18 protein-coding genes, 3 tRNA genes and 2 pseudogenes are annotated in these 23,899 nt (G+C 68.6%); 19 read left to right on the forward strand and 4 right to left on the reverse strand.

What is annotated here, in order from left to right; all coding sequences use genetic code 11:
* The 9 genes and pseudogenes from ACFQWG_RS00005 to ACFQWG_RS00045 all read left to right on the forward strand — a co-directional run.
* Positions 1–593 (forward strand): annotated as a pseudogene (locus ACFQWG_RS00005) (NADH-quinone oxidoreductase subunit G); the annotation flags it as partial.
* 14 nt (positions 594–607) lie between these two features.
* Positions 608–1,966: an NADH-quinone oxidoreductase subunit NuoH gene (gene nuoH, locus ACFQWG_RS00010; protein WP_380976134.1), complete on the forward strand. Its 1,359-nt coding sequence runs from the start codon at positions 608–610 to the stop codon at positions 1,964–1,966.
* Positions 1,967–2,063: 97 nt separating this feature from the next.
* Positions 2,064–2,702, forward strand: a complete 639-nt coding sequence (nuoI, locus tag ACFQWG_RS00015; protein WP_380976136.1) for an NADH-quinone oxidoreductase subunit NuoI — start codon at positions 2,064–2,066, stop codon at positions 2,700–2,702.
* Positions 2,699–3,775 (forward strand): NADH-quinone oxidoreductase subunit J, encoded by a 1,077-nt coding sequence (locus tag ACFQWG_RS00020; protein ID WP_380971015.1) that lies wholly within the window; start codon positions 2,699–2,701, stop codon positions 3,773–3,775. The genes nuoI and ACFQWG_RS00020 overlap by 4 nt, the downstream gene beginning before the upstream one ends.
* Positions 3,772–4,071 carry an NADH-quinone oxidoreductase subunit NuoK gene (nuoK, locus tag ACFQWG_RS00025; RefSeq protein ID WP_291496058.1) on the forward strand — a complete coding sequence of 100 codons (300 nt, stop codon included), beginning with the start codon at positions 3,772–3,774 and terminating at the stop codon, positions 4,069–4,071. The genes ACFQWG_RS00020 and nuoK overlap by 4 nt, the downstream gene beginning before the upstream one ends.
* A 13-nt stretch (positions 4,072–4,084) precedes the next feature.
* On the forward strand, positions 4,085–6,076 hold the full coding sequence (nuoL, locus tag ACFQWG_RS00030) for an NADH-quinone oxidoreductase subunit L (protein WP_380971018.1): 1,992 nt from the start codon (positions 4,085–4,087) through the stop codon (positions 6,074–6,076).
* A gap of 17 nt (positions 6,077–6,093) precedes the next feature.
* Complete coding sequence (locus ACFQWG_RS00035) at positions 6,094–7,749, forward strand: NADH-quinone oxidoreductase subunit M (RefSeq protein ID WP_380971020.1); 1,656 nt, start codon at positions 6,094–6,096, stop codon at positions 7,747–7,749.
* Entirely contained in the window at positions 7,746–9,308 is a 1,563-nt protein-coding gene (gene nuoN, locus ACFQWG_RS00040; RefSeq protein ID WP_380971022.1) for an NADH-quinone oxidoreductase subunit NuoN, read from the forward strand. Before ACFQWG_RS00035 ends, nuoN begins: the two co-directional genes overlap by 4 nt.
* Positions 9,305–10,318: a polyprenyl synthetase family protein gene (locus ACFQWG_RS00045; protein ID WP_380971023.1), complete on the forward strand. Its 1,014-nt coding sequence runs from the start codon at positions 9,305–9,307 to the stop codon at positions 10,316–10,318. The genes nuoN and ACFQWG_RS00045 overlap by 4 nt, the downstream gene beginning before the upstream one ends.
* A gap of 262 nt (positions 10,319–10,580) precedes the next feature.
* Here ACFQWG_RS00045 and ACFQWG_RS00050 read toward each other — a convergent pair whose 3' ends face one another.
* A complete protein-coding gene (locus ACFQWG_RS00050) occupies positions 10,581–12,806 on the reverse strand; it encodes a bifunctional metallophosphatase/5'-nucleotidase (protein ID WP_380971025.1) in 2,226 nt (741 codons plus the stop codon).
* Positions 12,807–13,143: 337 nt separating this feature from the next.
* On the opposite strand from ACFQWG_RS00050, the gene ACFQWG_RS00055 reads away from it, so the two are divergent.
* On the forward strand, positions 13,144–14,667 hold the full coding sequence (locus ACFQWG_RS00055) for an FAD-dependent oxidoreductase (protein WP_380971027.1): 1,524 nt from the start codon (positions 13,144–13,146) through the stop codon (positions 14,665–14,667).
* Positions 14,668–14,821: 154 nt separating this feature from the next.
* The gene (htpX, locus tag ACFQWG_RS00060; RefSeq protein WP_380971029.1) at positions 14,822–15,694 is read left to right on the forward strand and encodes a zinc metalloprotease HtpX; all 873 of its coding nucleotides are present in this window, start codon (positions 14,822–14,824) and stop codon (positions 15,692–15,694) included.
* A gap of 57 nt (positions 15,695–15,751) precedes the next feature.
* Here the strand turns inward: htpX and ACFQWG_RS00065 are convergent, their stop codons facing one another.
* Positions 15,752–16,261: a YajQ family cyclic di-GMP-binding protein gene (locus ACFQWG_RS00065; protein ID WP_380971031.1), complete on the reverse strand. Its 510-nt coding sequence runs from the start codon at positions 16,259–16,261 to the stop codon at positions 15,752–15,754.
* Positions 16,262–16,359: 98 nt separating this feature from the next.
* On the opposite strand from ACFQWG_RS00065, the gene ACFQWG_RS00070 reads away from it, so the two are divergent.
* The 3 genes from ACFQWG_RS00070 (at position 16,360) to ACFQWG_RS00080 (ending at position 16,722) form a co-directional block, all read left to right on the forward strand.
* Positions 16,360–16,441: transfer RNA gene (locus tag ACFQWG_RS00070), tRNA-Tyr, on the forward strand.
* A gap of 95 nt (positions 16,442–16,536) precedes the next feature.
* Positions 16,537–16,609, forward strand: a tRNA-Thr gene (locus tag ACFQWG_RS00075).
* Positions 16,610–16,645: 36 nt separating this feature from the next.
* A tRNA-Met gene (locus ACFQWG_RS00080) sits at positions 16,646–16,722 on the forward strand.
* Positions 16,723–16,826: 104 nt separating this feature from the next.
* Here the strand turns inward: ACFQWG_RS00080 and ACFQWG_RS00085 are convergent.
* Positions 16,827–17,048, reverse strand: a pseudogene (locus tag ACFQWG_RS00085) (hypothetical protein); the annotation flags it as partial.
* 95 nt (positions 17,049–17,143) lie between these two features.
* On the opposite strand from ACFQWG_RS00085, the gene ACFQWG_RS00090 reads away from it, so the two are divergent.
* Positions 17,144–17,374, forward strand: coding sequence for a helix-turn-helix domain-containing protein (locus tag ACFQWG_RS00090; RefSeq protein ID WP_380976137.1), 231 nt, complete (start codon positions 17,144–17,146; stop codon positions 17,372–17,374).
* Positions 17,371–18,627 carry an IS256 family transposase gene (locus ACFQWG_RS00095; protein WP_380971033.1) on the forward strand — a complete coding sequence of 419 codons (1,257 nt, stop codon included), beginning with the start codon at positions 17,371–17,373 and terminating at the stop codon, positions 18,625–18,627. The genes ACFQWG_RS00090 and ACFQWG_RS00095 overlap by 4 nt, the downstream gene beginning before the upstream one ends.
* Before the next feature lie 415 nt (positions 18,628–19,042).
* Here ACFQWG_RS00095 and ACFQWG_RS00100 read toward each other — a convergent pair whose 3' ends face one another.
* Positions 19,043–20,653, reverse strand: coding sequence for an InlB B-repeat-containing protein (locus ACFQWG_RS00100; RefSeq protein WP_380971034.1), 1,611 nt, complete (start codon positions 20,651–20,653; stop codon positions 19,043–19,045).
* A 140-nt stretch (positions 20,654–20,793) separates the two neighbouring features.
* Here ACFQWG_RS00100 and ACFQWG_RS00105 point away from each other — a divergent pair, with 140 nt between their 5' ends.
* From ACFQWG_RS00105 to ACFQWG_RS00115, 3 genes are all read left to right on the forward strand, one after another.
* Entirely contained in the window at positions 20,794–21,243 is a 450-nt protein-coding gene (locus tag ACFQWG_RS00105; RefSeq protein WP_380971036.1) for a hypothetical protein, read from the forward strand.
* A 344-nt stretch (positions 21,244–21,587) separates the two neighbouring features.
* On the forward strand, positions 21,588–21,956 hold the full coding sequence (cmtR, locus tag ACFQWG_RS00110; RefSeq protein ID WP_380971038.1) for a Cd(II)/Pb(II)-sensing metalloregulatory transcriptional regulator CmtR: 369 nt from the start codon (positions 21,588–21,590) through the stop codon (positions 21,954–21,956).
* A 17-nt stretch (positions 21,957–21,973) separates the two neighbouring features.
* On the forward strand, positions 21,974–23,899 hold the full coding sequence (locus tag ACFQWG_RS00115) for a heavy metal translocating P-type ATPase (RefSeq protein WP_380976138.1): 1,926 nt from the start codon (positions 21,974–21,976) through the stop codon (positions 23,897–23,899).

Genomic DNA, 23,899 nt, shown 5'->3' on the forward strand with positions numbered 1-23,899 from the left:
CCGACGTCGTGCTGCCGGTGGCCCCGCCGCTGGAGAAGAACGGGACCTTCATCAACTGGGAGGGCCGTCTCCGCCCGTTCGGCCAGGCTGTCTCCGCCCGTTCGCTGACCGACCGCGACGTCCTGTCGCGCCTCGCCGGGGAGTTCGGGGTCGACCTGGGGGTCGAGACGCTGACCGACCTGTACGACGAGGTCAACCCCCTGATGGACTGGTCGGGTGCGCGTCCCGCGTTCGACCTGGTCGACGCCCGGCCTCCCGCCGCGATCGCGGAGGGCCAGGCCGTGCTCGCCACGCACAAGCCCATGCTCGACGCCGGACGGCTCCAGGACGGCGCGCCGTGGCTGGCGGGATCGGCCCGCCGCCCGGTGGCCCTGGCCTCGAGCCGGACGCTGGCCGAGGCGGGGGTCGAGGAGGGCGGCCGCCTGACCGTGTCCACCGACCGCGGCTCGATCACACTCCCCGCGGAGCCAGCGGATCTGCCCGACCACGTCGTGTGGGTGCCCGAATGCTCGCAGGGATCGTTCGTCCATGAGTCGCTGGGGGCCGCCGGGTCCCTGGTGGCATTGAGTGCCACAGCGGAGGTGGCCCGGTGAATCTCGTCGAACCCATGGCGGTCCCCGACTACACGGTCGCGGACTTCTCGCAGGAGACGTGGTGGCTGACCCTCATCAAGGCGGTCTTCATCGTCGTCTACCTCATCGTCAGCGTCCTCATGGCGCTGTGGGTCGAGCGCCGCGGCCTGGGCCGCATGCAGACGCGCCCCGGCCCGAACGTCGCGGGCCCGCTGGGCCTGTTCCAGGCGGTCGCGGACGCTGTCAAGCTCCTCTTCAAGGAGGACATCCGCTCCACGGAGCGCGCCGACAAGTTCCTGTACTGGCTGGGGCCGACGCTGGCCGCGTTCTGCGCCTTCTCCACGATGGCGGTCATCCCGATGGGGCCGAACGTCTCGATGTTCGGCCACTCCACGCCGCTGCAGCTGGCGGACATGCCGGTGGCGACCCTCTATATCCTCGCGATCACCTCGCTGGGCCTGTACGGCATCGTGCTCGGCGGCTGGTCGGCGCACTCGACCCTGCCCCTGTACGGCGCCGTCCGCTCCTCCGCCCAGGTGATCTCCTACGAGCTGTCGATGGGGCTGGCCCTGGTCTCCGTCTTCCTCATGACGGGATCGATGTCGACCTCGGAGATCGTGGCGGACCAGGGGCGCCTGTGGTGGTTCATCCCGCTGATCCCCGCCTTCGTCATCTACTGCATCTCGGCGGTCGGCGAGATCAACCGGCTTCCCTTCGACCTCCCCGAGGCTGAGGGCGAGCTGGTCGCCGGCCACATAACGGAGTACACGGGCATGAAGTTCGGCTGGTACTACCTGTCCGAGTACATCAACATGCTCAACGTCTCCGCGGTGGCCACGACGATGTTCTTCGGCGGCTGGCACGCCCCGTGGCCCTTCAGCCACATCGCCCCGATCAACGATGGCTGGTGGGGGATGCTGTGGTTCATCCTCAAGGTGTGGTTCTTCATGTTCCTCATCATCTGGACCCGCGGCACGCTCGTGCGCATCCGCTACGACCAGTTCATGGCCTTCGGCTGGAAGCGCCTCATCCCGGTGTCGCTCGCCTGGGTGGTGGCCGTCGCGCTCCTGCGCGGTGTCACCTCCTGGGTGAGCCTGACGCTTCCTCAGCTCCTCGGCGTCATCGTCGCGCTGTTCATCGTGGTCATGCTCGTCATGTGGCTGTGGGACCGCGGCGAGGCGAAGAAGGAGGAGGCCGAGGAAGCAGCCGAGCAGGACGAGGCGGAGGCGCCCTTCGACCCCTTCGCCGGCGGCTTCCCGGTGCCGCCGCTGCCCGGGCAGGTGCTCCCGGCCTCCCCCCGTGCGGGCCGGGCCCCGGTGGCAGCCGTGGCCACGGAGACGACGGGGGCGGCGAACACGACCGGCACCGTCACTGAGGAGGACTCCGATGACTGAGGACACCACGCGCGACGAGGCGGGGAAGGGCCGGGACGTGGCCGGCTCCCCGAGCCGGGACGCCGAGGTCGACCGGCCCTCCGCCGGGCGCGACGAGATGCTCTACGAGCACGACCCGCGCGGCCCGCTGGGCGAGTTCCTCGCCCCGTTGGCCGGCTACGGCGTGACGATCACCTCGTTCTTCTCTCCGACGGTCACCGAGCAGTACCCCTTCGAGGGGCCGTTCGTCCAGCCGCGCTTCCACGGCCGCCACCAGCTCAACCGCTATGCGGACGGACTGGAGAAGTGCATCGGCTGCGAGCTGTGCGCCTGGGCGTGCCCGGCGGACGCGATCCTGGTCGAGGCCGCCTCGAACACTCCGGACGCCCAGTACAGCCCTGGCGAGCGTTTCGGCAACGTGTACCAGATCAACTACCTGCGCTGCATCTTCTGCGGGTTCTGCATCGAGGCATGCCCGACCCGGGCGCTGACCATGGGCCACGACTTCGAGCTGGCCGAGTACACGCGCGAGACCGAGATCTACGAGAAGAAGGACCTCCTGGTCCCCCTGTCCGACGGCATGCTCGCCCCGCCCCACCCGATGGCGGAGGGGCTCTCGGACGGCGACTACTACCGCGGCGCGGTGCGCGGGGTGACGCAGTCCCAGGTCGACTGGGTGCGCGAGCACCGTCCCGACGACCCGTCCCTGGCGACCGCGGAGGTCGTCTCCACGACATCTGAGGAGGCTCAGCTGTGAACCCCATGGCCTCTTGGCCCGCGATGGGCAGCACGGGGGAGGTGATCCTGTTCTGGTGCGTGGCGGTCCTCATGGTGGGCGGCGCTCTGGGCGTGCTCTTCTTCAAGAAGGCCGCCTACGCGGCGATCAGCATGATCACCGTCATGCTCGGCCTGGCCGTCCTCTACTTCGCGCTCGGCGCCCCCTTCCTGGGCGCCGTCCAGGTGGTCGTCTACACGGGCGCCATCATGATGCTGTTCCTGTTCGTCCTCATGATGATCGGCGTCGGGGCCTCCGATGAGTATCAGCGCCAGCGCCGTGGCAACATCGTCGGCGCCGTCATCGGGGCGCTGGGCTTGGCTGTCATCCTCATCGGGATCCTCGCCCACACCTCCGTTTCCAGCGCCGTCGGCCTGTCCGGCGACCCCTACTCCAACGAGCCGGTGACCTCGCTGGCGGCGTCGCTGTTCTCCAAGCACTGGCTGTCGATGGAGCTCGCGGGCACCCTGCTCATCACGGCCGCGATCGGCGCGATGCTGCTGACCCACACCGACCGCCTGGGCCCGTCCATCAGCCAGCGGGCGACGGTCGAGGCGAAGATGCGCGCCTTCAAGGAATCCGGACGCCGGATCGGGCAGCTGCCCGCCCCCGGTGTGTACGCGGAGACGAACGCCGTCGACGTGCCGGCCATCTCCGGGGCCACGATGGGCCCCGTCGAGGAGTCGGTCCCGCGCGTGCTGCGCGTGCGCGGCCTGGACCGGTCCCTGTCGCAGGTGGCTCCCGAGGTCGCGGAGTCCCTGCAGCTGGAGCGCGCCGGGGACACCAGCGAAGCGCTGCACGGCGCCGCCGCCACGGAGTCCGTGCCGCGCTCGGGTGCCTGGGGCATGCCCGGGCCCTCGGCTCCCGGCGGCCTGCGCCAGCCGGCCGCGCGTCCCCTCACGTCCGCGGAGCCCACCGGCCCCGCGATCCTCGCCGAGGACGAGCACGAGCATCTCGATGCCGGCCGGCCCGGTACCGACCACGTGAGCGGACCGGGGGCGAGCGCGGCGCACACGGCCGTGCCCTCCGAGGACGCGAAGGAGGAGGAGAAGTGACTCTGGGCTGGTACCTGGGGCTCGCCGCGGTGCTGTTCTCCATCGGGGCGGCCGTCGTCCTGGTGCGCAAATCCGCGGTGATCTCGCTGATGGGCGTCGAGCTCATGCTCAACTCCGCGAACCTGGTGTTCGTGACCTTCGCACGGATCAACGGCGATGTCGCGGGCGAGATCATGGCGTTCTTCGTCATGGTCGTGGCCGCGGCGGAGGTCGTCGTCGGGCTGGCGATCATCGTCACGATCTTCCGCTCGCGCAACACGACCAACGTCGACGACGTCAACCTGCTGAAGAACTGAGGGAGGAACACACATGTCGCTCTTGAACCTCCCCCTCGCGGGTGCGCCTGCCGTCGACGGTGCGGCGGATCTCACAGCGGCCACGGGAGCCGCCTCCCTGGCATGGCTGATGATCGCCATCCCCTTCGCTTCCGCGCTGGTGCTGCTCCTGCTGGGGCGCCGCTCCGACAGGTGGGGCCACTGGCTGGGCGTCGCCGCGTCCTGGGCGTCCTTCGTCATCGGCGTCGTCATCCTCGTCCAGCTGCTGGGCGCGGACCCCGCCGGGCGGCGCCTCGACTCCCACCTGTTCACCTGGATCCCCGCCGGAGACGTCCACGTCGAGGTCGGGCTGCTGGTCGATCCGCTGTCGATGACCTTCGTCATGCTGGTCACCCTGGTCGGTTCCCTCATCCACGTGTACGCGGTCGCCTACATGGAGCACGACGAGGACCGCCGCCGGTTCTTCGCCTACCTCAATTTCTTCATCGGCTCCATGCTCACCCTGGTCCTCGCGGACTCCTACGCGGTCCTCTTCGTCGGATGGGAGGGCGTGGGCCTGGCGTCCTACCTGCTCATCGGCTTCTGGAACCAGGTTCCCGAGAACGCCACGGCCGCGAAGAAGGCTTTCATCATGAACCGGGTGGGCGACATGGGCCTGCTGGTCGCGATGATGGCGATGGTGGCGTCCCTGGGCACGCTCGACATGGCGGACGTCGCCGGGTCCGTCGGCTCGCTCCCGCAGGCCCAGGCGACGATCATCGGCGTCTTCCTGCTGGTGGCCGCCTGCGGCAAGTCCGCGCAGTTCCCCCTCCAAGCCTGGCTCGGCGACGCGATGGCGGGCCCCACCCCGGTCTCCGCGCTCATCCACGCGGCGACGATGGTCACCGCCGGCGTCTATCTCATCGTGCGTTCGGGAGCGGTCTACCTGGCCGCCCCGGCGGCGGCCACCGCCGTCGCGATCGTCGGCGCGATCACCCTGCTCCTGGGGGCGATCATCGGCTCCGCGAAGGACGACATGAAGAAGGTCCTCGCGGCCTCGACGATGTCCCAGATCGGCTACATGATGCTGGGCGCGGGCCTCGGGCCGATCGGATGGGCGTTCGCGATCTTCCACCTGTTCACCCACGGCTTCTTCAAGGCGCTGATGTTCCTCGGAGCAGGTTCCGTCATGCACGCGATGTCCGACCAGGTCAACATGCGCCGCTTCGGCGCGCTGCGCACGGCCATGACGACCACGTGGATCACCTTCATGATGGGTTGGCTGGCGATCCTCGGGGTGCCCCCGTTCTCCGGGTTCTTCTCCAAGGACAAGATCATCGAGGCCGCGTTCTCGGCCTCGACCTTCGGCGATGCCAGCGCGCCCTGGATCGGCTGGGTGTACGGCCTGGTCGCGATGGCCGGCGCCGGGATCACCGCGTTCTACATGTCGCGCCTGTTCTTCATGATCTTCCACGGCAAGGCCCGCTGGACCACCGAGGCCGAGGGCGCTCCCGTGCACCCGCACGAGTCCTCGCCGCTGATGACCGTCCCGATGATCATCCTGGCGATCGGCGCGGTCGTCATCGGCGGGGCGCTGTCGATCGGCGGGGCGTTCACGGACTGGCTCACGCCCGCGATCGGGACCCTGCAGCACGGGGAGCCCGTCCTCCCCGAGATCGTCATCCAGATCGCCACGCTCGTGCTCGTGCTCGCCGGCGCCTGGATCGCCTGGCGCAGGTACGGGGCCTCCGAGGTGCCGGTCGCGGTGCCCGCCGGCAACGCGCTCACGGTCGCGGCGCGCAACGACCTCTACCAGGACGCGGTCAACGAGAGCCTGTTCATGGCTCCCGGCGTCGCCCTGGTCGAGGCGGCGACGGTCGGGGACCGCGTGGTCGTCGACGGCGCCGCCGAGGGGCTCGGGACGGTCGCCCGCGGCACCGGCAAGGCGGTTGCGGCGACCCAGACCGGGTATGTGCGCGCCTACGCGTCCTACATCCTGGGCGGCGTGGTCGTCGCCCTGGCCATCGTCCTCAGCTTCATGCTGTGAGGGCGGGAGGAGAACTCATGGAAATCACCGCATTCACCGATGCCTCCTTCCCGTGGCTGACGTTGCTCGTCGCCCTGCCTGCGGTCGCGGGGGCGCTGGTGGGGCTCGTGCCCGCTCTGCGCCGACGGGGCCGCCAGATCGCCCTGGGGGTCTCGGTCGTCGAGCTCGCGCTCGTCATCGTCGCGGCGGCCGCGGCCTTCGACTGGTCGCAGGCCTCCACCTACCAGATGGTCGAGTCGGCGCGCTGGATCCCCCAGATCGGGGTGTCCTGGGCGCTCGGCGTCAACGCCCTGGGCCTGGTGATGATCATCCTCGCGGCCGCCCTGGTGCCGCTGGTGCTCCTGGCGGGCTGGAAGGACGACGCGGACTCGCCCGGCGATGCCGGGGCCTACTCGGCTCTGGTGCTCCTCCTCGAGACCTTCATGATCGTGATCTTCGGCGCCTTCGACATCGTCCTGTTCTACATCGCCTTCGAGGGCATGCTGATCCCGCTCTACTTCATGATCGGACGCTACGGGGTGGGGGACCCGGAGGTCCGCCGCCACGCGGCGATCAAGTTCCTCCTGTACTCGCTGGCAGGCGGCCTGGCCATGCTGGGCGGGCTCGTCGCGTTCGCCGCCTACGCCCCCGACACGGCCCCGGGCGAGACCCTGTTCCGCCTGGACACGGCCTCTCAGGTGGCCCCCGGATTCGGCTCCGGCCTGCAGATGGGCATCTTCGTGTCCTTCCTCATCGCCTTCGCGATCAAGGCCCCGATGGTCCCCGTCCACACATGGCTGCCCGACACGGCCGCCGTCTCGCGGCCGGGGACCTCGACGCTGCTGGTCGGCGTCCTGGACAAGATCGGCACCTTCGGGATGATCACCCTGTGCCTTCGCCTGTTCCCTGATGCCGCGGTCTCGGCGAAGTGGGTGCTGTGCGCCCTGGCGGTCCTGTCGATCCTCTGGGGCGGGCTCGCCGCCATCGGGCAGAAGGACGTCATGCGCCTGGTGTCCTACACCTCCGTGTCCCACTTCGGGTTCATGGTGCTGGGCATCTTCATCGGATCGTCCGTGGCCCTCACCGGCGCGATGTTCTACATGGTCGCCCATGGGGTGTCGATCGCTGCGCTGTTCCTCATCTCCGGTTTCCTGACCGAGCGCGGCGGGTCCCGCCAGATCGCGGACTACCGCGGCATGCAGCGCGTGACGCCGCTGATCGCCGGCACTTGGCTGGTCGCGGGGCTCGCGTCGATCGCGCTGCCGGGACTGTCCGGGTTCGTGCCGGAGTTCCTCGTCCTCATGGGCACCTACAAGGTCAACGTGCTGCTCGCCGTCTTGGCGGTCCTCGGCGTCGTCGTGGCGGCCCTGTACATCCTGCTGCCCTACCAGAAGATCTTCACCGGACCGAAGAAGCCCGGGGTGGACGCGCTGCCCGACATGGACGGGCGCGAGAAGCTCGTCGCCACCCCCCTGATCGCCGCGATGGCGGTCCTGGGGATCTGGTCGGCCCCGCTGGTCGGGTCGCTGACGCCGGTGGCCGAGGAGGCCGCCGCGGCCGTCGAGACGCCGGCCGTCGCCCAGGCGGAGCCGGTGGCCTCGCACGCGGGAGCCGCCCTCGTCGGTGACGGGACGATCGTCGACGCACAGTCTGCCGGCACCCAGGCGGGCGCTGGCGAAGGGAGCACGAAGTGAACCTGTTCAGCACCGCCGACTTCGCCACGCCCACGATCGGGTGGGCGTCGCTGTCCCCGGTCCTCATCGTGCTGGGCGCTGCCGTCGTGGGCGTCCTCGTCGAGTCCTTCGCGCCCCAGCGGCTGCGCCGTCCGATCGGGATCGGCGTCGCGTTGCTCGCCACGCTGGGGGCGGCGATCGCCGCCGCCGTGCGATGGGTCCAGGCCGAGCCCTCCACCCTCGGGGAGTACGTCGAGGATCCGCTCACCCTCGCCGCGCAGTTCATCCTGGCGGTCGTGGGCGTCGTCGCGATCCTCGTCATGGCCGACCGCACGCAGGTCGGCGACGGCGCCTTCGCGGGCCAGCCCTCCGACCGCCCGGGATCGGGAGACGAGGAGCGTACCCTGTCCAAGGGCTACCAGCGCTCCGAGATGTTCCCGCTGACCCTGTTCAGCCTGGGCGGCATGATGGTGTTCCCCGCGGCGGACTCCTTCGTCACGCTCTTCGTGGCCCTCGAGGTCATGTCGCTGCCCCTGTACATCCTGGCCGCCACGGCCCGCCGGCGCCGGCAGCTGTCGCAGGAGGCGGGCCTCAAGTACTTCCTGCTGGGCGCCTTCGCCTCCGCCTTCCTGCTCATGGGCTCCGCCCTGCTGTACGGGTACTCGGGGTCCCTGACGATCTCCGAGGTCGCGACCGCCCTGCCGACGACGAACGGCATGGACTGGCTGGTCGTCGCCGGTTCCCTGCTGGTGATGGTCGGGCTGCTGTTCAAGGTGGCGGCGGTGCCGTTCCACGCCTGGACGCCCGATGTCTACACCGGCGCTCCGACGCCGGTGACGGGCTTCATGGCGGCCGCGGTGAAGGTGGCGGCGTTCGCCGCGATGCTGCGCTTCTACCAGGTGGTGGCCGGGAACCTGTCCTGGAACCTGCTGCCCGTCCTGGCCGTCATCGCGGGGCTGACCATCGTCGTCGGCACCTTCGCCGGCGTGGTCCAGGACGACGTCAAGCGCATGCTGGCGTACTCCTCGATCGCCCACGCGGGCTTCATCCTCATCGGCATCCTGTCCCTGCAGAAGGGCTCCGCCGGATCGGTGCTGTTCTACGCGCTGGGGTATGCGGTGGCCACGGTCGGAGCCTTCGGCGTCGTGACCCTCGTGCGATCGGCGGACGCCGAGGGCTCGACCGGCGGAGAGGTCACCGCCCTGGACCGCTGGGCGGGCCTGGGCAAGCGCTCCCCGTGGGTGGCGGGGTCCATGCTCGTCTTCCTGCTGTCCTTCGCGGGGATCCCCCTGACCGCCGGGTTCGTGGGCAAGTTCGTCATCTTCTCCGACGGGTTCGCCGGCGGGCTGGGCTGGCTGGTGGGGATCGCCCTGGCCTGCTCGGTGGTCACAGCGTTCTTCTACTTCCGCCTGGTGCGCCTGATGTTCTTCACGGAGCCGACGGGCCGCACGGTGGTCGTGACGTCGGAGGGGCTGTCCGCAGTTGCCATCGCGGTGTGCGCGGTGGGTACGATCGTGCTGGGTGTCTTCCCGAACCCGGTCCTATCCCTGCTGAATCAGGTGGTCATACTCCTGCCGTGACACTCACTCCTCCCGATCTGCACGTCCCCGCCCTCGAGGCCGCGATCGCGCCCGGCCTCGATGCCGTGGAGGCCCTGCTCCACCGGTCCGTCGCGGGCTCCCGCGATCTCGTCGACGACCTGACGGCGCACCTCGCGCAGGCCGGGGGAAAGAGGATCCGGCCGCTGCTCACGCTCGTGTGCGCCCAGCTGGGATCGCCGGAGTTGGCGCTGTCCGACCAGGTCATCGCCGCCGCCACCGCCATGGAGCTCACGCACATCGCGTCCCTGTACCACGACGACGTCATGGACTCCGCTCCGACGCGGCGCGGCGTCCCCTCGGCGCAGCACCTGTGGGGCAACAACCGCGCGATCTTGGCGGGTGACATCCTCTTCGCGCGGGCGTCCCGGCTCATCGCGACGCTGGGATCGGAGTCCGTGGCGCACCACTCGCGGACCTTCGAGAGACTGTGCCTCGGCCAGCTCAACGAGACCTTCGGACCCCGGCCCGGCGACGACCCGGTCGACTTCTACGTCCAGGTGCTGGCGGACAAGACGGGGTCCCTGCTGTCCGCAGCGGCCCATTTCGGCGCGTACCACGCGCATGCCCCGCGGGAGTATGCGCAGGTGGTCGCGGACTTCGGGGAGAAGGTCGGCGTCGCCTTCCAGATCGCCGACGACGTGCTGGACCTCGTGTCATCCGGCGAGACCTCGGGGAAGACCCCCGGCACGGACTTGCGCGAGGGTGTCGACACGCTGCCCGTCCTGTTGCTGCGCAGGCATGCGAGCGAGGGGACGCTGGACGCGGAGGGCCGCGCGATCCTGTCGGACCTCGAGGGGGACCTGGACTCCGATGAGGCGCTGGCCTCGGTGGTCGAGCGCCTGCGCACCCACGGCGTCGTGGCGGAGACGCGCGGCATGGCGCGCGGGTGGGCCTTGGCGGCCGTGGAGAGCCTCGACCCCCTGCCGGAGGGCGAGCCGCGGACCGCGCTGATCTCCTTCGCGAGGCTCATGGTCGAGCGCGTGGCCTGACGCGGCCCGCGTGTTCACGCCAGTCGGGATCGACGAGGTTCTCCGCATGGCTGGGCCGGGCTGGCCCCGAAGCGGACGCCCGTCGGTGCTCGAACCGCGCGCCCGTTCGCGGGGGCCCGGAATGGACGACGCCCCCAGGGGGATCGAGCCTCCCGGGGGCGCCGCCCTCGTCACCGACGGCGAGGCGCGGACTCAGCACTCGACTGGGCGCGTTCCCGATGCCCGGACACGACTTGGACCCCGCACCTGCGTCGACGGGCCGTCAGCTGCGGCGGCGGCGGACGGACACGGTCACGCTGGCGCCGATCGCGGCCACCAGCACCGCGAGCATGGCCAGGACTCCGGCATCCGTGCCCGTGGAGGCCAGCCCTCCGGCGGGAGAGGCCGAACCGGACGTGGACGGCGCCGGCGTGGTCGGCTGGTCCGTGGGCGTGTCGGAGGGCTCCGGTGTCGGGGCGACGTAGGGGGCGGTCGTGATCCGCCAGTTGTCGACGAAGAAATCGGCAGGATCGATGACACCCTTGTCCTGGGCGTATTCGATCATCTCCTGGCGGATCTCCTTCTGGGCGTCGTAGACGAGCGGCATGTCGCCGACGTAGCTCACGTAGTCGCCACCACCGGACTGCCGGTAGTTGTTGATGGCCAGGATGAACTGATCGTCGTCGGCCACCGGCTTTCCCTCATACGTGAGGTTCTCGATGCGGGAACCCACCGGCTGGGAGACGTCGATGAGATAGTCGACCCCGGTCAGGGCGTCGTAGTTGTAGTCCGGGATCCCCTGAGTGGGATCCGCACCCCGCGTGAGCGAGGGCCGCGGAGCACCGGTGCACGTCTCCGGGTCGAAGGTGGCGCCGACCTCGGTCCGGCAGAAGTACATCGCCGAGAACTCGAGGTAGTCCTTCATCTGCGCGCCGGTGATCCGGGAGGCCATCAACGTGTTCTCGTAGATGTAGAGGCCGGCCATGTCCTTGATCGTGACGTCGCCCTTCGGGAAGAACGCGTCGCGGGAGAAGGGGGACACCTGCGCGACGACCGGCAGGTTCGCGTCCGAGGGCTGGAAGGCGTCGGTGAGGCCTTTGCCGTCGGCGATGTCGGCGGAGACGACGTCCGTCATCACCTTGCCGACGAAGTCCATGATCGGAGTGTCCTTCCAGCGGGAGTCCGCACCGGACATGTCCTCCGTCGCCGTGGCGACCTTCGTGTTGACGTAGTCCACAGTGGCGCCGTGATCCGCCTGGAGGATCGGATCATCGGTGAGCAGCGTGTCGTCGGTGAGGTCACGGGCGTAGTCCTTCGAGACCCAGTTGGCGATGGCGGCATCGTCGGAGGAGCCGTCCGCTTTGGTGGGCCAGTCGATGCCGACCGTGGCGTCCGCGTCATCGCTGGAGAACGTCAGCGGGATCTTGATGTCGGAGAGCACCTGGGCCCACATCCACGACTGGGTGTAGAGGACCGGGGACCCGTCGGGCGAGTGGGTGACGGTGCCGGGGACGTCCTGGTGGGTGTGCCCGCCCAGGACGATGTCGACGCCGTCGACCTTCGTCGTGAGGAACTGCGCGGTGTTCTCCTGGAGATCGCTGGGCTCCCAGTCCTGCGCGTCGCCGTGGCCCGTGTGGGTCGCGATGATGACGATGTCGGCGCCGTCCGCCTTCATCTCGGGCACGTACTTGAGGGCGACCTCGGTCGGATCCTCGAAGAGGAGCTTGCCGGAGACGTTCGCCTTGTCCCAGATCCGCACGCCGGGGGTCACCAGGCCCAGGACGCCGACCTTGACGTCGTGGCCGGCGACCGTGGCGTGGTTGATGACGTAGGGGGTGAAAGCCGGCTGGCCCGTCGCGTCGTCGATGACGTTGGCGCCCAGCAGCGGCATGTCGAGGTCCTCCTCGTAGGCGCGCAGCGTGTCCAGCCCGTAGTTGAACTCGTGGTTGCCGAGAGATCCCGCGTTGTAGCCCAGGTCGTTGAAGGCCTGCGCCATCGGGTGGACGTCGGAGCCTGAGGCCGTCTCCAGCTTGTCCGGCTGCATGGCCGCCAGGTAGGTGAGCGGCGTGCCCTGGATCGTGTCGCCGGAGTCGTAGAGCAGGACCGAGCCGGCGCCGCGGTCGGCGCGGATCTGCTGGATCGCGGTGCTCAGGCGCGCCAGGCCGACGTCCTGCCGGACCCCCTTCTTCGGCTGCGGGACCTGTGCGGTGTAGTAGTCCCAGTCATAGATGTGACCATGGGTGTCCGTGGTGCTGAGCACCGTCAGTGTGTTGGGATCCACGTCTTCGTTCGCCCGCGCGACAGGCGTCTGCGCATTGGTGGGCGCGGCCTGGGTGAGGCCGGACTCCGGCGCCTCGGCGTCCGTCGAGACCTCGACGGTGCCGGACTGCGATGTGTCCGTGGGGGTTGTCTCGGCGGCCAGTGCGGGGGTCAGTCCCGTCGTCGTCATTGCCGCTGCTGCCAGGAGAGCGCACGCGGTGGCGGGCGCTCTCCAGCTCTTGACGCTCATTGTGTGTCCGATCGTCAGGTGTTGAGGGAATCACTCGTGGCGCATCTGCGCTGTCACGAGTGATTCTCGACCCTATATCCCCGGTCGCCGGACCCATGCGCCATTCAGGAATTGTCGGGACGTTGGTCCCCGCTGTCTCTGTCCTGTTCGTTCCGGACGGGCAGGCGGACGCGCGGCGATGCGGGCGGCGACGAGAGGGTGAGGCGGCCCTCGGCTGCGCGCGACCGGTCCTGGGTAGAATGGACGGGCTGTGTGTCGGCCGCCCGCGGGGGATCTGTCACCGGGCGGCGGGGGAGGGCCCCGAGGCGGCATCGAGTACGAGCAGAGGAACTGACGCGTGACCACTTTGAACGTCGCCGTGATCGGCGCGGGCCCAGCCGGAATCTACGCCTCGGACATCCTGTCTAAATCCGGTCTGGACGTGAACATCGACCTGTTCGAACGGCTGCCCGCCCCCTACGGACTCGTCAGATACGGTGTGGCGCCCGACCACCCGCGCATCAAGCAGATCATCGTGGCGCTGTACAAGATCCTCCAACGCGGGGACATCCGTCTGCTGGGGAACGTCGAGATCGGACGTGACGTCTCGATCGAGGACCTCCGTGACCACTACGACGCGATCATCCTGGCCACCGGCGCCGATCGGGACGCTCCCCTGCGCATCCCCGGCATCGGTCTGCCCGAGAGCTACGGCGCAGCCGACTTCGTCTCCTGGTACGACGGGAACCCGGACTATCCGCGCACCTGGCCGCTGGCCGCGCGGGAGGTGGCGGTCGTCGGGGTCGGCAACGTCGCCCTCGACATCTCGCGAGTGCTGTCGAAGCACGTGGAGGACATGATGGTCACGGAGATTCCGGCCAACGTCGCCGAGGGTCTCGCGGACAACCAGGTCACGGACGTCCATATCTTCGGTCGGCGCGGGCCCGCGCAGGTGAAGTTCACCCCCCTGGAGCTGCGGGAGCTCGGCAAGGTCCCCGATGTCGACGTCGTCGTCGACGAGGAGGACTTCGAGTTCGACGAGGGCTCCGAGAAGGCGCTGCGCGAGTCCAACCAGCAGCGCCAGGTCGTCAAGACGCTGACGAATTACGCCTCTGTCGATCCCTCCGAACGCGCGGCGAGCCGCCGCATCCACATCCACCTCTTCCAAGCCCCGGTCGAGGTCCTCGCCGACGAGGACGGGCATGTTCGCGCCCTCGTCACGGAGCGCACGGAGCTCACGGGGGACGGGTCCGTCCGGGGCACCGGCGTGCGCACGACGTGGCCCGTCCAGGCCGTCTACCGGGCCGTCGGCTACTTCTCCTCCCCTGTGCCGGGGGTCCCCTTCGACGAGCGCAGGGGCGTCATCGCCAACGCCGAGGGCCGTGTCCTCAGGCGGCCCGGCGCGGACCCGGGGGACGCCATCCCCGGCCTGTACGCCACCGGCTGGGTCAAACGCGGACCGGTGGGCCTCATCGGCTCCACGAAGTCGGACGCCCAGCAGACGATCGCGCACCTGGTGGAGGACGCGGAGCAGGGTCGCCTGCACGCCGGGACCGCCGCGGTGGGCCACGACGCCATGGTCCGTCTGCTGGAGGAGCGCGGCGTCGCCTTCACAACCTGGCAGGGATGGGAGCTGCTGGACGCCTACGAGCAGCAGCTCGGCTCCGACTTCGGGGAGCTGCCCGGCGGGCGCGGCATCCGCGAGAGGGTCAAGGTGGTCTCGCGCGAGGCGATGACGCGGATCTCGCGCGACGAGGTGCCCGACGACCACTCGGCCACCGCCGACCTCATCGGCCATCCCGGCGAGATGGGAGTGCCCACGGCCGTCGATCGCTTCGGGGAGGACTACTCCGGCCCGGAGGGCGTCCGCAACAACCGGTGAACCGGCCGCCCGCCTCGCGGCGTCGAGGGCGTCCCCGCGCGCCGGACCGAGACCGGAACGCAACCTGCCAAAACGCTGGGAACGTCCGTCTCGCCGTGCCGGGGACCGGCACCGCCGGTAGCGTGGACACGCAGACGCGCGGGGAGGGAATGCGATGGGCCACCGGTACCACAACGGGCTGAAGACGGCGGGGCTGTTTCTGGCGCTGTGGGCCGTCCTCCTGGTCATCGGGTGGCTGATCGCGCAGGGCACCGGCAACGCCGTCTGGATCGGCGTCTTCGCGGTCATGGGCCTCGCGTCGACGGCGTACTCCTACTGGAACTCGGCCACACTGGCACTGCGCCAAATGCGCGCCCGTCAGGTGGGACCCACCGAACAGCCGGTCCTGTACGCGATCGTCACCGAGCTCTCCCAGCGGGCGGGCCAGCCGATGCCGACGATCTGGGTGGCGCCCACGCATTCGCCCAATGCGTTCGCCACCGGGCGGGACCCCGACCACGCGGCTGTGTGCTGCACGGAGGGGATTCTCGCGATCCTGGGGGAGAGGGAGCTGCGAGCCGTCCTGGGACACGAGCTCATGCACGTCTACAACCGCGACATCCTCACCTCGTCGGTGGCGTCCGCGATCGGCGGTCTGATCAGTTCGATCGCGCAGTTCCTCATGTTCTTCGGCGGCGGGCGCAATCGCGAGGGCGGCGGTATGAACGCCCTGGCGGCGCTGGCCACCGCGATCCTCGCCCCGATCGCTGCGACCCTCATCCAGTTGTCGATCTCGCGGACGCGGGAATTCGACGCGGACGAGAACGGGGCACAGCTCGCCCAGGATCCGTTGGCCCTGGCCAGCGCCCTGCGCAAGATCGAGCAGATGACCACGCGGGTGCCGATGGAGCCGACGCCGGCCACGGAGAACGTCGCGGCGATGATGATCGCCAACCCGTTCCGCGGGCGTGGCGTGCAACGGCTGTTCTCCACGCATCCCCCCATGGAGGAGCGCATCGCCCGCCTGGAGAAGATGGCGGGTTACTGAGCTCCTGAGGCGGGGACGCCCTCGCCGGTGCCGGATCGGTGCGGGACGAGGACGGCCTCAGCGGTAGTTGACGAACTGCAGGGCGGCGTCGATGTGGGCTGACTCCGCCTCGGGGCCCTTGAGCAGAGCGATGACGGCCTGCAGATCGTCGCGGGACTTTGAGGAGACGCGGACCTCGTCGCCCTGGATCTGCGCTTTGACGCCCTTGGGGCCGCGGTCGCGGACGAGCTTCGTGATCCTCTTGGCGTTGTCCTGGCTGATGCCCTCGCGCAGGGGGACTGCGAGGATGAAGATCTTTCCGGAGGCCTTGGGTTCCCTGCCCTCGAGGTCCAGCGCTCTCAGTGAGACTCCGCGGCGGATGAGCTTCGACTCCAGGACGTCCAGGACGGCCCTCACCCGTTCGGGGGTGTTGGCCTGCATCTCGATCTCGTCTCCCGAGAGGCGGACGGCGGCGTCGACACCGCGGAAATCGTAGCGCTGGGAGATCTCCTTCGCGGCCTGGTTGACGGCGTTGTCCACCTCCTGACGGTCGATCTTCGAGACGACGTCGAACGACGAGTCGGCCATGACGATGCTCCTCTCTGTGCGTCGCGGCCGTGGTGCCGCGATTGGCGCCCCGGTCCTGATCGCTGGTATTCTTTCACGGCACCGCCCTGGCGGCGCATGGCGGGGTACCCGAGTGGCCAAAGGGAGCTGACTGTAAATCAGCCGCGGAATGCTTCGGGGGTTCGAATCCCTCCCCCGCCACAAGGCCGCAGGTTTCCTGCGGCCGAACGTGTGAGGTCCTTCTCAGCGTCGTCGATTGCCCACGTGATCGGCGCTGGGATAGGGTTTTCCGCGTTGCCCCGATAGCTCAGTCGGCAGAGCGTCTCCATGGTAAGGAGAAGGTCAAGGGTTCGATTCCCTTTCGGGGCTCCGGTTGTGGGGCGCCTGGCGGCCCACGGCCCAAGCGGCGGGGTAGCTCAGCCGGTCAGAGCGCACGACTCATAATCGTGAGGTCGCGGGTTCGATCCCCGCCCCCGCTACCAGCCGAGGGTCCGGTCCCGGAAGGGACCGGACCCTCCCTGTACGCCGGCACGTAAGCGGCGGGAATCCACCCGCCCCGGCCGTCGGGGGAGGGCATCAGATCCTGGACTTGGAGCCCGAGAAACGCGGCCGTTGCGAGCAGCTCTGTTGCAGACCAGCCAACGGTTCCGCGCAGCTTGCGGCTGACCGATGACTTGGTGACCTCCAGGGCGTGAGCAAGCTCTTGGGCCTGGATGCTGCGCACGAAGAGGTGCTGGTTGACCGTGATGCCGATGGCTCTGTCAGCCGTCAGAAGATCGTCGCGAGTACCGACCGCGGGTGCTGTCATGTTGCCAGGATAGGGCACTGTAGCAAATACTGCAACTGGCGTACTTGACAGCACCTAGGTGCGCAGGCATGATCTAAGCCATGCGGTCGCAAGAAATGCAACTATGTGAAGTGATCGGTACAGGTCGCGCCGCGGAGATCGTGGGGGTCTCCCGTGACACGATCCGTCGTTGGGCGAAGAGCGGCCGGTTGCGCCACATCCTGCTCCCATCGGGGCAGATGCGATTCTATGAGGCGGACATCGAGGCCCTGTTGCGTCCGGTCGAGATGGGACTGTCAGGAGAACGGTGGATCTGGGACTGGCCTGACCGAAAGGAAGGGCTATGAGCCAGACCATCGAGATGATCGATCCTGTGACAGGAGAGATCATCGATCAGCAACAGATCGCCGAGCAGCTGCTCGCGCAGGCCAAGGAGCAGGGAGTCAGCCTCGTCGGGCCGGGAGGCCTGCTCGGCGGGCTCACGAAGACGGTGCTGGAGACCGCGCTGGAAGCTGAGATGACCGAGCACCTCGGTTACGACAAGCACGCGTCCTCGATCGGTGAGAACGCGCGCAACGGGACCCGCTCGAAGACGGTGCTCACCGAGGTCGGTGCCGTCGAGATCGACGTGCCGAGAGATCGTGACGGGTCGTTCCAGCCGAAGATCGTGCGCAAGCGGCAGCGGCGGTTGGACGGGATCGACGAGATTGTCCTGTCGCTGACCGCGCGCGGGCTGACGACTGGTGAGGTCGCGGCGCACTTCGACGACGTCTACGGCGCGAGCGTCAGCAAGGACACGATCTCGAAGATCACCGACAAGGTGATCGAGGAGATGACCGAGTGGCAGAACCGGCCGCTGGACCGGGTCTACCCGGTGGTGTTCATCGACGCGATCGTGGTGAAGGTCCGGGACGGGCAGGTCCGCAACAAGCCGTTCTACGTCGCCGTCGGCGTCACCACGGCCGGGGAACGGGACATCCTCGGGATCTGGGCCGGCGACGGCGGCGAGGGCGCGAAGTTCTGGCTGGGCGTGCTCACCGAGATCAAGAACCGCGGCGTCGAGGACGTGTGCATCGTGGTCTGCGACGGTCTGAAGGGACTGCCGGAGTCGATCACCACGACGTGGGAGCTCGCGGTCGTGCAGACGTGCATCATCCACCTGATCCGCAACACGTTCCGCTTCGCGTCGCGCAAGTACTGGGACCAGATCGCCCGCGACCTGCGCCCGGTCTACACCGCGCCGACCGAGGCTGCCGCGAGAGCTCGATTCGAGGAGTTCGCGGAGAAGTGGTGCACGATGTATCCCGCGATCCGCAAGCTCTGGGAGAACGCCTGGAGCGAGTTCATCCCGTTCCTGGACTACGACGTCGAGATCCGCCGCATCATCTGCAGCACCAACGCGATCGAGTCCCTCAACGCCCGCTACCGCCGCGCGGTCAGGGCACGCGGACACTTCCCGAACGACGCCGCCGCGGTGAAGTGTCTGTATCTCGTGACGAGGTCGCTTGACCCCACCGGCCGGGGTCGGGCACGCTGGGTGACGAGGTGGAAGCCCGCACTCAACGCCTTCGCGATCACCTTCGAAGGCCGAATCAACTGAAATGCGCCAGGCCAGATCCACCGTTAATCTGACACACCCAGACCCTAGGATTGGATCGCGTTTTTGAGATTTGGGAACGACTTGGGCTGAGATTGAGCGAAGATCGAGGTGAGTCATCGTGGCGCTGAATTCAATGGATGGGGTGTCTATCGTAACCGGGGGGTGGGAATTTCAAGTCCTATGGATGGTGGTTGCCATCGTCGGTCTCGTGGTCACTGTCGTCATCGTGCTCGCGATCGTTCGCTGGTTCTTCAGCAAGGCATCTCGACATTCTGGGAGACAGGAGCCGGTTCCGCGATGCGATCCTGAACGGAGGGGGAATCCATGATCGTTGTCTCCGCTTGATCTTCCACCTCCAGTACGAGGAATATCCTGCATCAATGGCGATGCAGGGTATTTCTCTGCCGTCGGCGCTCTACTTGCATGTTGCCGATTCGAACCAACGGCCCACTACCTCTGCCAATCCGCCTTGATCTTCGGAGTTTCCGAAGCCGTGGCTCTCGATGTGGGCGCGGATTCCGGCCAGCGCGTCGGGGTCGAGTTGGTAGCAGGTGGCGTCGGTGTCGGTGAGGGCTGTGTTGAGGGCGGCGCGGAGTGTGGGGTCGGTGCGCCAGCCGCTGTCGTTTGCGAGGCCGCCTTCGGCGGGGGGCTTGTCGAGGTACTGGCTGGAGATCCCGCGCACGTAGTTCACCTCGGGGGCCTCTGGGTTGCCGGTGCTCACGGTGACACGGATCCGCAGGAAGGCGACGCTGCGAGCCTCGTCTTTGAGCTTGTAGGTGAGGGTGACGGATCCGTCTGCGGTCATGGAGGTGTAGTCGTCCGGGTCGTAGTCGAAGAGCGTGATGCCGATGTCGGAGCCGGTCGCGGCGACGTCCGCCTGTGTCTTGCGTTGGAGGGGGGTCGTTTCGCGGTCGAAGGCGCGGACGGTGGAGAGCAGTTCCTCTTCGGTGATGTCGCCGGCGCGTGCTTGGTCGAGGGTGAAGTAGCGGTTCGGGTACTCCTTGTACAGGAATTGGGGGGCGTCGTCCCAGATGGCGTACAGCTCGACGCGGTTTCGGGTGGAGAGGGCGCCGGCTTGGGCGTGGTCGGCGATGGTGGCGGCGCGGGCGTCGGGGTCGGTGCTCCACCCGAGGAACACGCTGTTCAGTTCCGTTGTCTCGCCGCCGTCCTCGTCAATGAACGCTTTCGCCCCGGTGGTCTTCTGGTAGGTGTTGGCGGGGAGTCGGCAGGTGGCGCAGCCGACCTGGAAGGCGGTGGAGCCCATCTCGCCGGTGACGGTGCCGCCTTGGGCGTTGGGGAGGAAGGCGACGGTGAACTGTTTGGCCTGCCAGTGGGCGTAGACGGTGAGGTCGCTCATCGCCTTGGTGGAGGAGGTGACCTGGGTGCCGCCTGTCGGGGTGGTGAACCATCCGAGGAAGGTCTTCCCTGCGGCTCGCGCGGTGGAGAGGATGTTCCAGTTTTGGCCTCGGGCTCGGGTGATCGGATTGCCTGAGACGGTTCCGCCCGCGGTGTTCGCGTCATAGGTCAGCGTGTAGCGGGGCTTGACGATCGCGATGTCGGAGTCGGTGACCTGTTTGGTTTTGCCACCGAGGATCGCGCCCGTGGCCGTCGTTGTCTCTGCGAGGCTGAGGGTGTCTGTGGACATGAGGTCGTCGGTGATCTCGATGGTGGACGTGCACTCCATCGAGGCGCCGGGCGCGAGAGTGTGGGCGGGGCAGGTGAAGTGGGGGACTTGGAGGCTGTCGCGGGTGTGGTTGTCGAGGCTTCCCTCGATCGTGATGTCGGTGAGGTCGACGTTGCCGGTGTTGGTGACGGTCGTGGTGAAGGTCTCGGTGCCGCGGGCGTAGGTGTCTGTCGGCGTGCTGGGCCGGGCCTTCGTTGACGTGGTGATCGTGAGGTCGCGGGTTCGATCCCCGCCCCCGCTACCAGCCGAGGGTCCGGTCCCAGAAGGACCGGACCCTCCCTGTATGCCGACCCCGGGGGGAATGCCTCCAGGGCATGTTCGAGTCGCTGTCCCGTTGGCCATCCTCGGGAAGAGGCTCTTGTGTCTGCGCAATCTGGACTTGGCTCGACGGCGAGTCAGAAGTCTCGTACGTCACCTTTGTGTTGGCAAGAGAGTATGATGTTCATTGTTGGTAGTAGTTGTCGCGTCAAGGAGGATCCGCCATGAGGCGTTCCGCCGTTGTCCTTGCGGGGACGCTCGCCTCGGTGTTCCTCGTGGCCGCGGCATGCTCCTCAGGGGCGGAGTCGGCGGGCTCGGCTCAAAGCCCTGAATCCTCCGCGGAGTCCTCCTCGCCTGCGTCGCTGCCGGCCCCGATCTTCTTTGACCCGGCCAGCCTGCAGGGCAGGACGATCAAGATCTCTCGGGACATCCCCCTGGTCCTCCAGGTCGACGATTCCGAACTGGACCTCTGGACGGGTGCGGTCGGGGATCCCGGTATCGCAGGCTTCTCCGCCGGCGGCTCGAAGGGCAGTTATTCTGTGAATCCTGCCTTCGACGCGAAGAGGGAGGGGACGACGGCCGCGACCCTGACGGGGCCCGACAACGCGAAGATCAGTTTCACGCTGACGGTCGTCGCCGACAACGAGGATGTCACGACGTCACAGAGCGGGTAGGCGGACGCGCTCCATCGGAGTGGATGCGCCTATTTCGCATCCCGTGTGGGGATCTCCGCATGGCCCACGCGACCTCCGCATCGCGCCTCTGTCCGGTGGGCGGCGTTCCGAGTGAGCGCTCACAGGCGATCTCGGCTCGAGGCAGCACAGAATGTCCGGGAGGCCTGGTCGGCGGACGTTGCCTGCATTCTCATGTGTGCAGGTCACAGGCTGGAGAGGGAGGACGTCCGGGTCTTCCCGCATCGGTATTCTGTGCTGTCGGCGCTCCCGCGCGTCCGGTGGTCGCCCAGAAGCGGATGGGAACGCGATACCCATTGGTCAGCTGCCGCTGTATGATTCAGCCTATGCTGACCATTGCCTCTCGCCTCGACGCGATGAACAGACTGGGCCGCGCGATGGCGGACCCGACCCGGTCGAGGATCCTGCTGACGTTGCTGGACGGGCCGTCCTATCCCGCCATCCTCGCGTGCGACCTCGGGTTGACCAGGTCGAACGTGTCCAACCACCTGGCCTGCCTACGGGGCTGCGGCCTCGTCGTGGTCGAGCCGGAAGGGCGGAGGACCCGTTACGAAATCGCCGACGCCCATCTGGTCCGCGCGCTGGGAGAGCTGGTCGAGGTCACGCTCGCCGTCGACGTCGACGCGCCCTGCGTGGACGATGGGTGCTCTCCGGCGTGCCCGGCCGATCGGGCAGTCGAGGGGCTGGAGTCGTGAGGGCGGGGGCAGACCTCATGCCCGGGGCTGTCGCCGATCTGGACAGTGACGAGGCCGGGGACGGCCCGTGGTGGCGCGATCCCGAGGTCGTTCTCCCGATCGTCTCCGCGGCGGCCTTCTCGGCGGGGCTCGTGTGCGGATGGGCGGGGGCCCGGACGGCGGCGTCGGTCGTCTTCTGGATCGGGCTCATCGCCGGCGGGGCGACCTTCGCCCCCGAGGCCGTCCGCGATCTGCTGACGCGCGGCAAGCTCGGGATCGGGCTGCTGATGACGATCAGCGCGATCGGGGCGGTCCTGCTCGGCCAGATCGAGGAGGCTGCCGCGCTCGCGTTCCTGTATTCGATCTCCGAGGCCCTTGAGGACAAGGCCATGGATCGGGCGCGTTCCGGTCTGCGTGCGCTGCTGAGGCTGGTCCCGCAGACCGCGACCGTCCAGCGCGGGGGAACGACCCTCGACGTCCCGGCAGCGGATCTGCAGGTCGGCGATGTCCTCATCGTCCGTGCCGGTGAACGGGTGGCCACAGACGGGATCATTCGCGCCGGGCACAGCAGCCTCGACACCTCGGCGATCACCGGCGAGTCGATCCCGGTCGAGGCCGGGCCGGGCGAGGCTATCTCAGCCGGTGCGATCGCGACGACGGGCGCTCTCGAGATCGAGGCCACCGCAGCCGGGGCCGACAATTCCCTGACGACGATCGTCCGCCTGGTCGAGCAGGCCCAGACGGAGAAGGGGCAGCGTGCGCGTCTGGCTGATCGCATCGCTCGGCCCCTGGTCCCCGGGGTGATGGTCCTCGCCGTCCTCGTCGGTGCGCTCGGATCCGTGTTGGGCGATCCTCAGGTGTGGGTCACGCGGGCGCTGGTCGTCCTCGTCGCGGCATCGCCCTGCGCGCTGGCGATCGCCGTGCCCGTCACCGTCGTGTCGGCGATCGGGGCGGCCAGCAGGTTCGGCGTGGTCATCAAGTCGGGCGCCGCCTTCGAGCGTTTCGGGGAGATCCGACACGTCGCCCTCGACAAGACGGGGACGCTGACGCGCAACCGGCCGGCCGTCACCCATGTCGAGACGGTCGACGGGATCTCCGAGGACCAGCTTCTCTCCTGGGCGGCGGCCGTGGAACGGGGGAGCGTCCATCCGCTGGCCGCGGCGATCTGCGCGGCAGCCCCCGGCGCGGCGCGTGCCGAGGACATCGTGGAGACGGCCGGCCAGGGGATCGGCGGACTCGTCGGGGGCGCACGGGTCGCCATCGGGAGCCCACGCCGCCTCGACGCCGGGCGCCTGGCCGATCGCGTCGAGAGCCTCGAGGCCGAGGGCGCGACCGTCGTGATCGTGCGCCGCAACGGCGTCAGCGTCGGCGTGATCGGCATCCGCGACGAGCTCCGGCCGGAGTCGGCGGAGGCGGTGGCCACCCTGGAGCGCACGGGGATCGGCGTCACGATGCTGACGGGCGACAACGCGCGGACGGCGCGCGCCCTCGGCCTCGAGGCCGGGATCGAGGACGTGAGGGCGGAACTGCGCCCGCAGGACAAGGCAGAGGCGATCCGGCAGATGAGCCGGTCGACGCCGACTGCGATGATCGGGGATGGCATCAACGACGCCCCGGCGCTTGCTGCCGCAGACCTCGGAATCGCCATGGGAGCGACCGGATCCGACGCGGCGATCGAGTCGGCGGACGTGGCTTTCACAGGCCGCGACCTGCGGCTGCTCCCCCAGGCCTTCGCCCACACCCGACGGGGCCGCCAGATCATGAACGAGAACCTCGTCCTCGCGATCCTCATCATCGCGTGTCTGCTGCCCTTGGCCATCACCGGCGTGCTCGGCCTGGCCCAGGTCGTCCTGATCCACGAGGGCGCCGAGGTGGTCGTCATCCTCAACGGCCTGCGCGCCGCGCGGATCCGGGGCAACCGGGTCGCTGACGAGGACGTCGATGGTCGGGCCGGCTCTCGATGA

It is taken from the genome of Schaalia naturae (genome assembly GCF_042665795.1).
Lineage (GTDB): Bacteria > Actinomycetota > Actinomycetes > Actinomycetales > Actinomycetaceae > Pauljensenia > Pauljensenia naturae.

Coding starts and splice junctions, on each gene's coding strand:
- nuoH (WP_380976134.1), top strand. CDS start 608: ATGGCGGTCCCCGACTACACGGTCGCGGACTTCTCGCAGGAGACGTGG.
- ACFQWG_RS00035 (WP_380971020.1), top strand. CDS start 6,094: ATGGAAATCACCGCATTCACCGATGCCTCCTTCCCGTGGCTGACGTTG.
- nuoL (WP_380971018.1), top strand. CDS start 4,085: ATGTCGCTCTTGAACCTCCCCCTCGCGGGTGCGCCTGCCGTCGACGGT.
- htpX (WP_380971029.1), top strand. CDS start 14,822: ATGGGCCACCGGTACCACAACGGGCTGAAGACGGCGGGGCTGTTTCTG.
- ACFQWG_RS00100 (WP_380971034.1), bottom strand. CDS start 20,653: ATGGCCAACGGGACAGCGACTCGAACATGCCCTGGAGGCATTCCCCCC.
- nuoI (WP_380976136.1), top strand. CDS start 2,064: ATGCTCTACGAGCACGACCCGCGCGGCCCGCTGGGCGAGTTCCTCGCC.
- ACFQWG_RS00090 (WP_380976137.1), top strand. CDS start 17,144: ATGCAACTATGTGAAGTGATCGGTACAGGTCGCGCCGCGGAGATCGTG.
- ACFQWG_RS00115 (WP_380976138.1), top strand. CDS start 21,974: ATGCCCGGGGCTGTCGCCGATCTGGACAGTGACGAGGCCGGGGACGGC.
- ACFQWG_RS00050 (WP_380971025.1), bottom strand. CDS start 12,806: ATGAGCGTCAAGAGCTGGAGAGCGCCCGCCACCGCGTGCGCTCTCCTG.
- ACFQWG_RS00105 (WP_380971036.1), top strand. CDS start 20,794: ATGAGGCGTTCCGCCGTTGTCCTTGCGGGGACGCTCGCCTCGGTGTTC.
- ACFQWG_RS00065 (WP_380971031.1), bottom strand. CDS start 16,261: ATGGCCGACTCGTCGTTCGACGTCGTCTCGAAGATCGACCGTCAGGAG.
- ACFQWG_RS00095 (WP_380971033.1), top strand. CDS start 17,371: ATGAGCCAGACCATCGAGATGATCGATCCTGTGACAGGAGAGATCATC.
- cmtR (WP_380971038.1), top strand. CDS start 21,588: ATGCTGACCATTGCCTCTCGCCTCGACGCGATGAACAGACTGGGCCGC.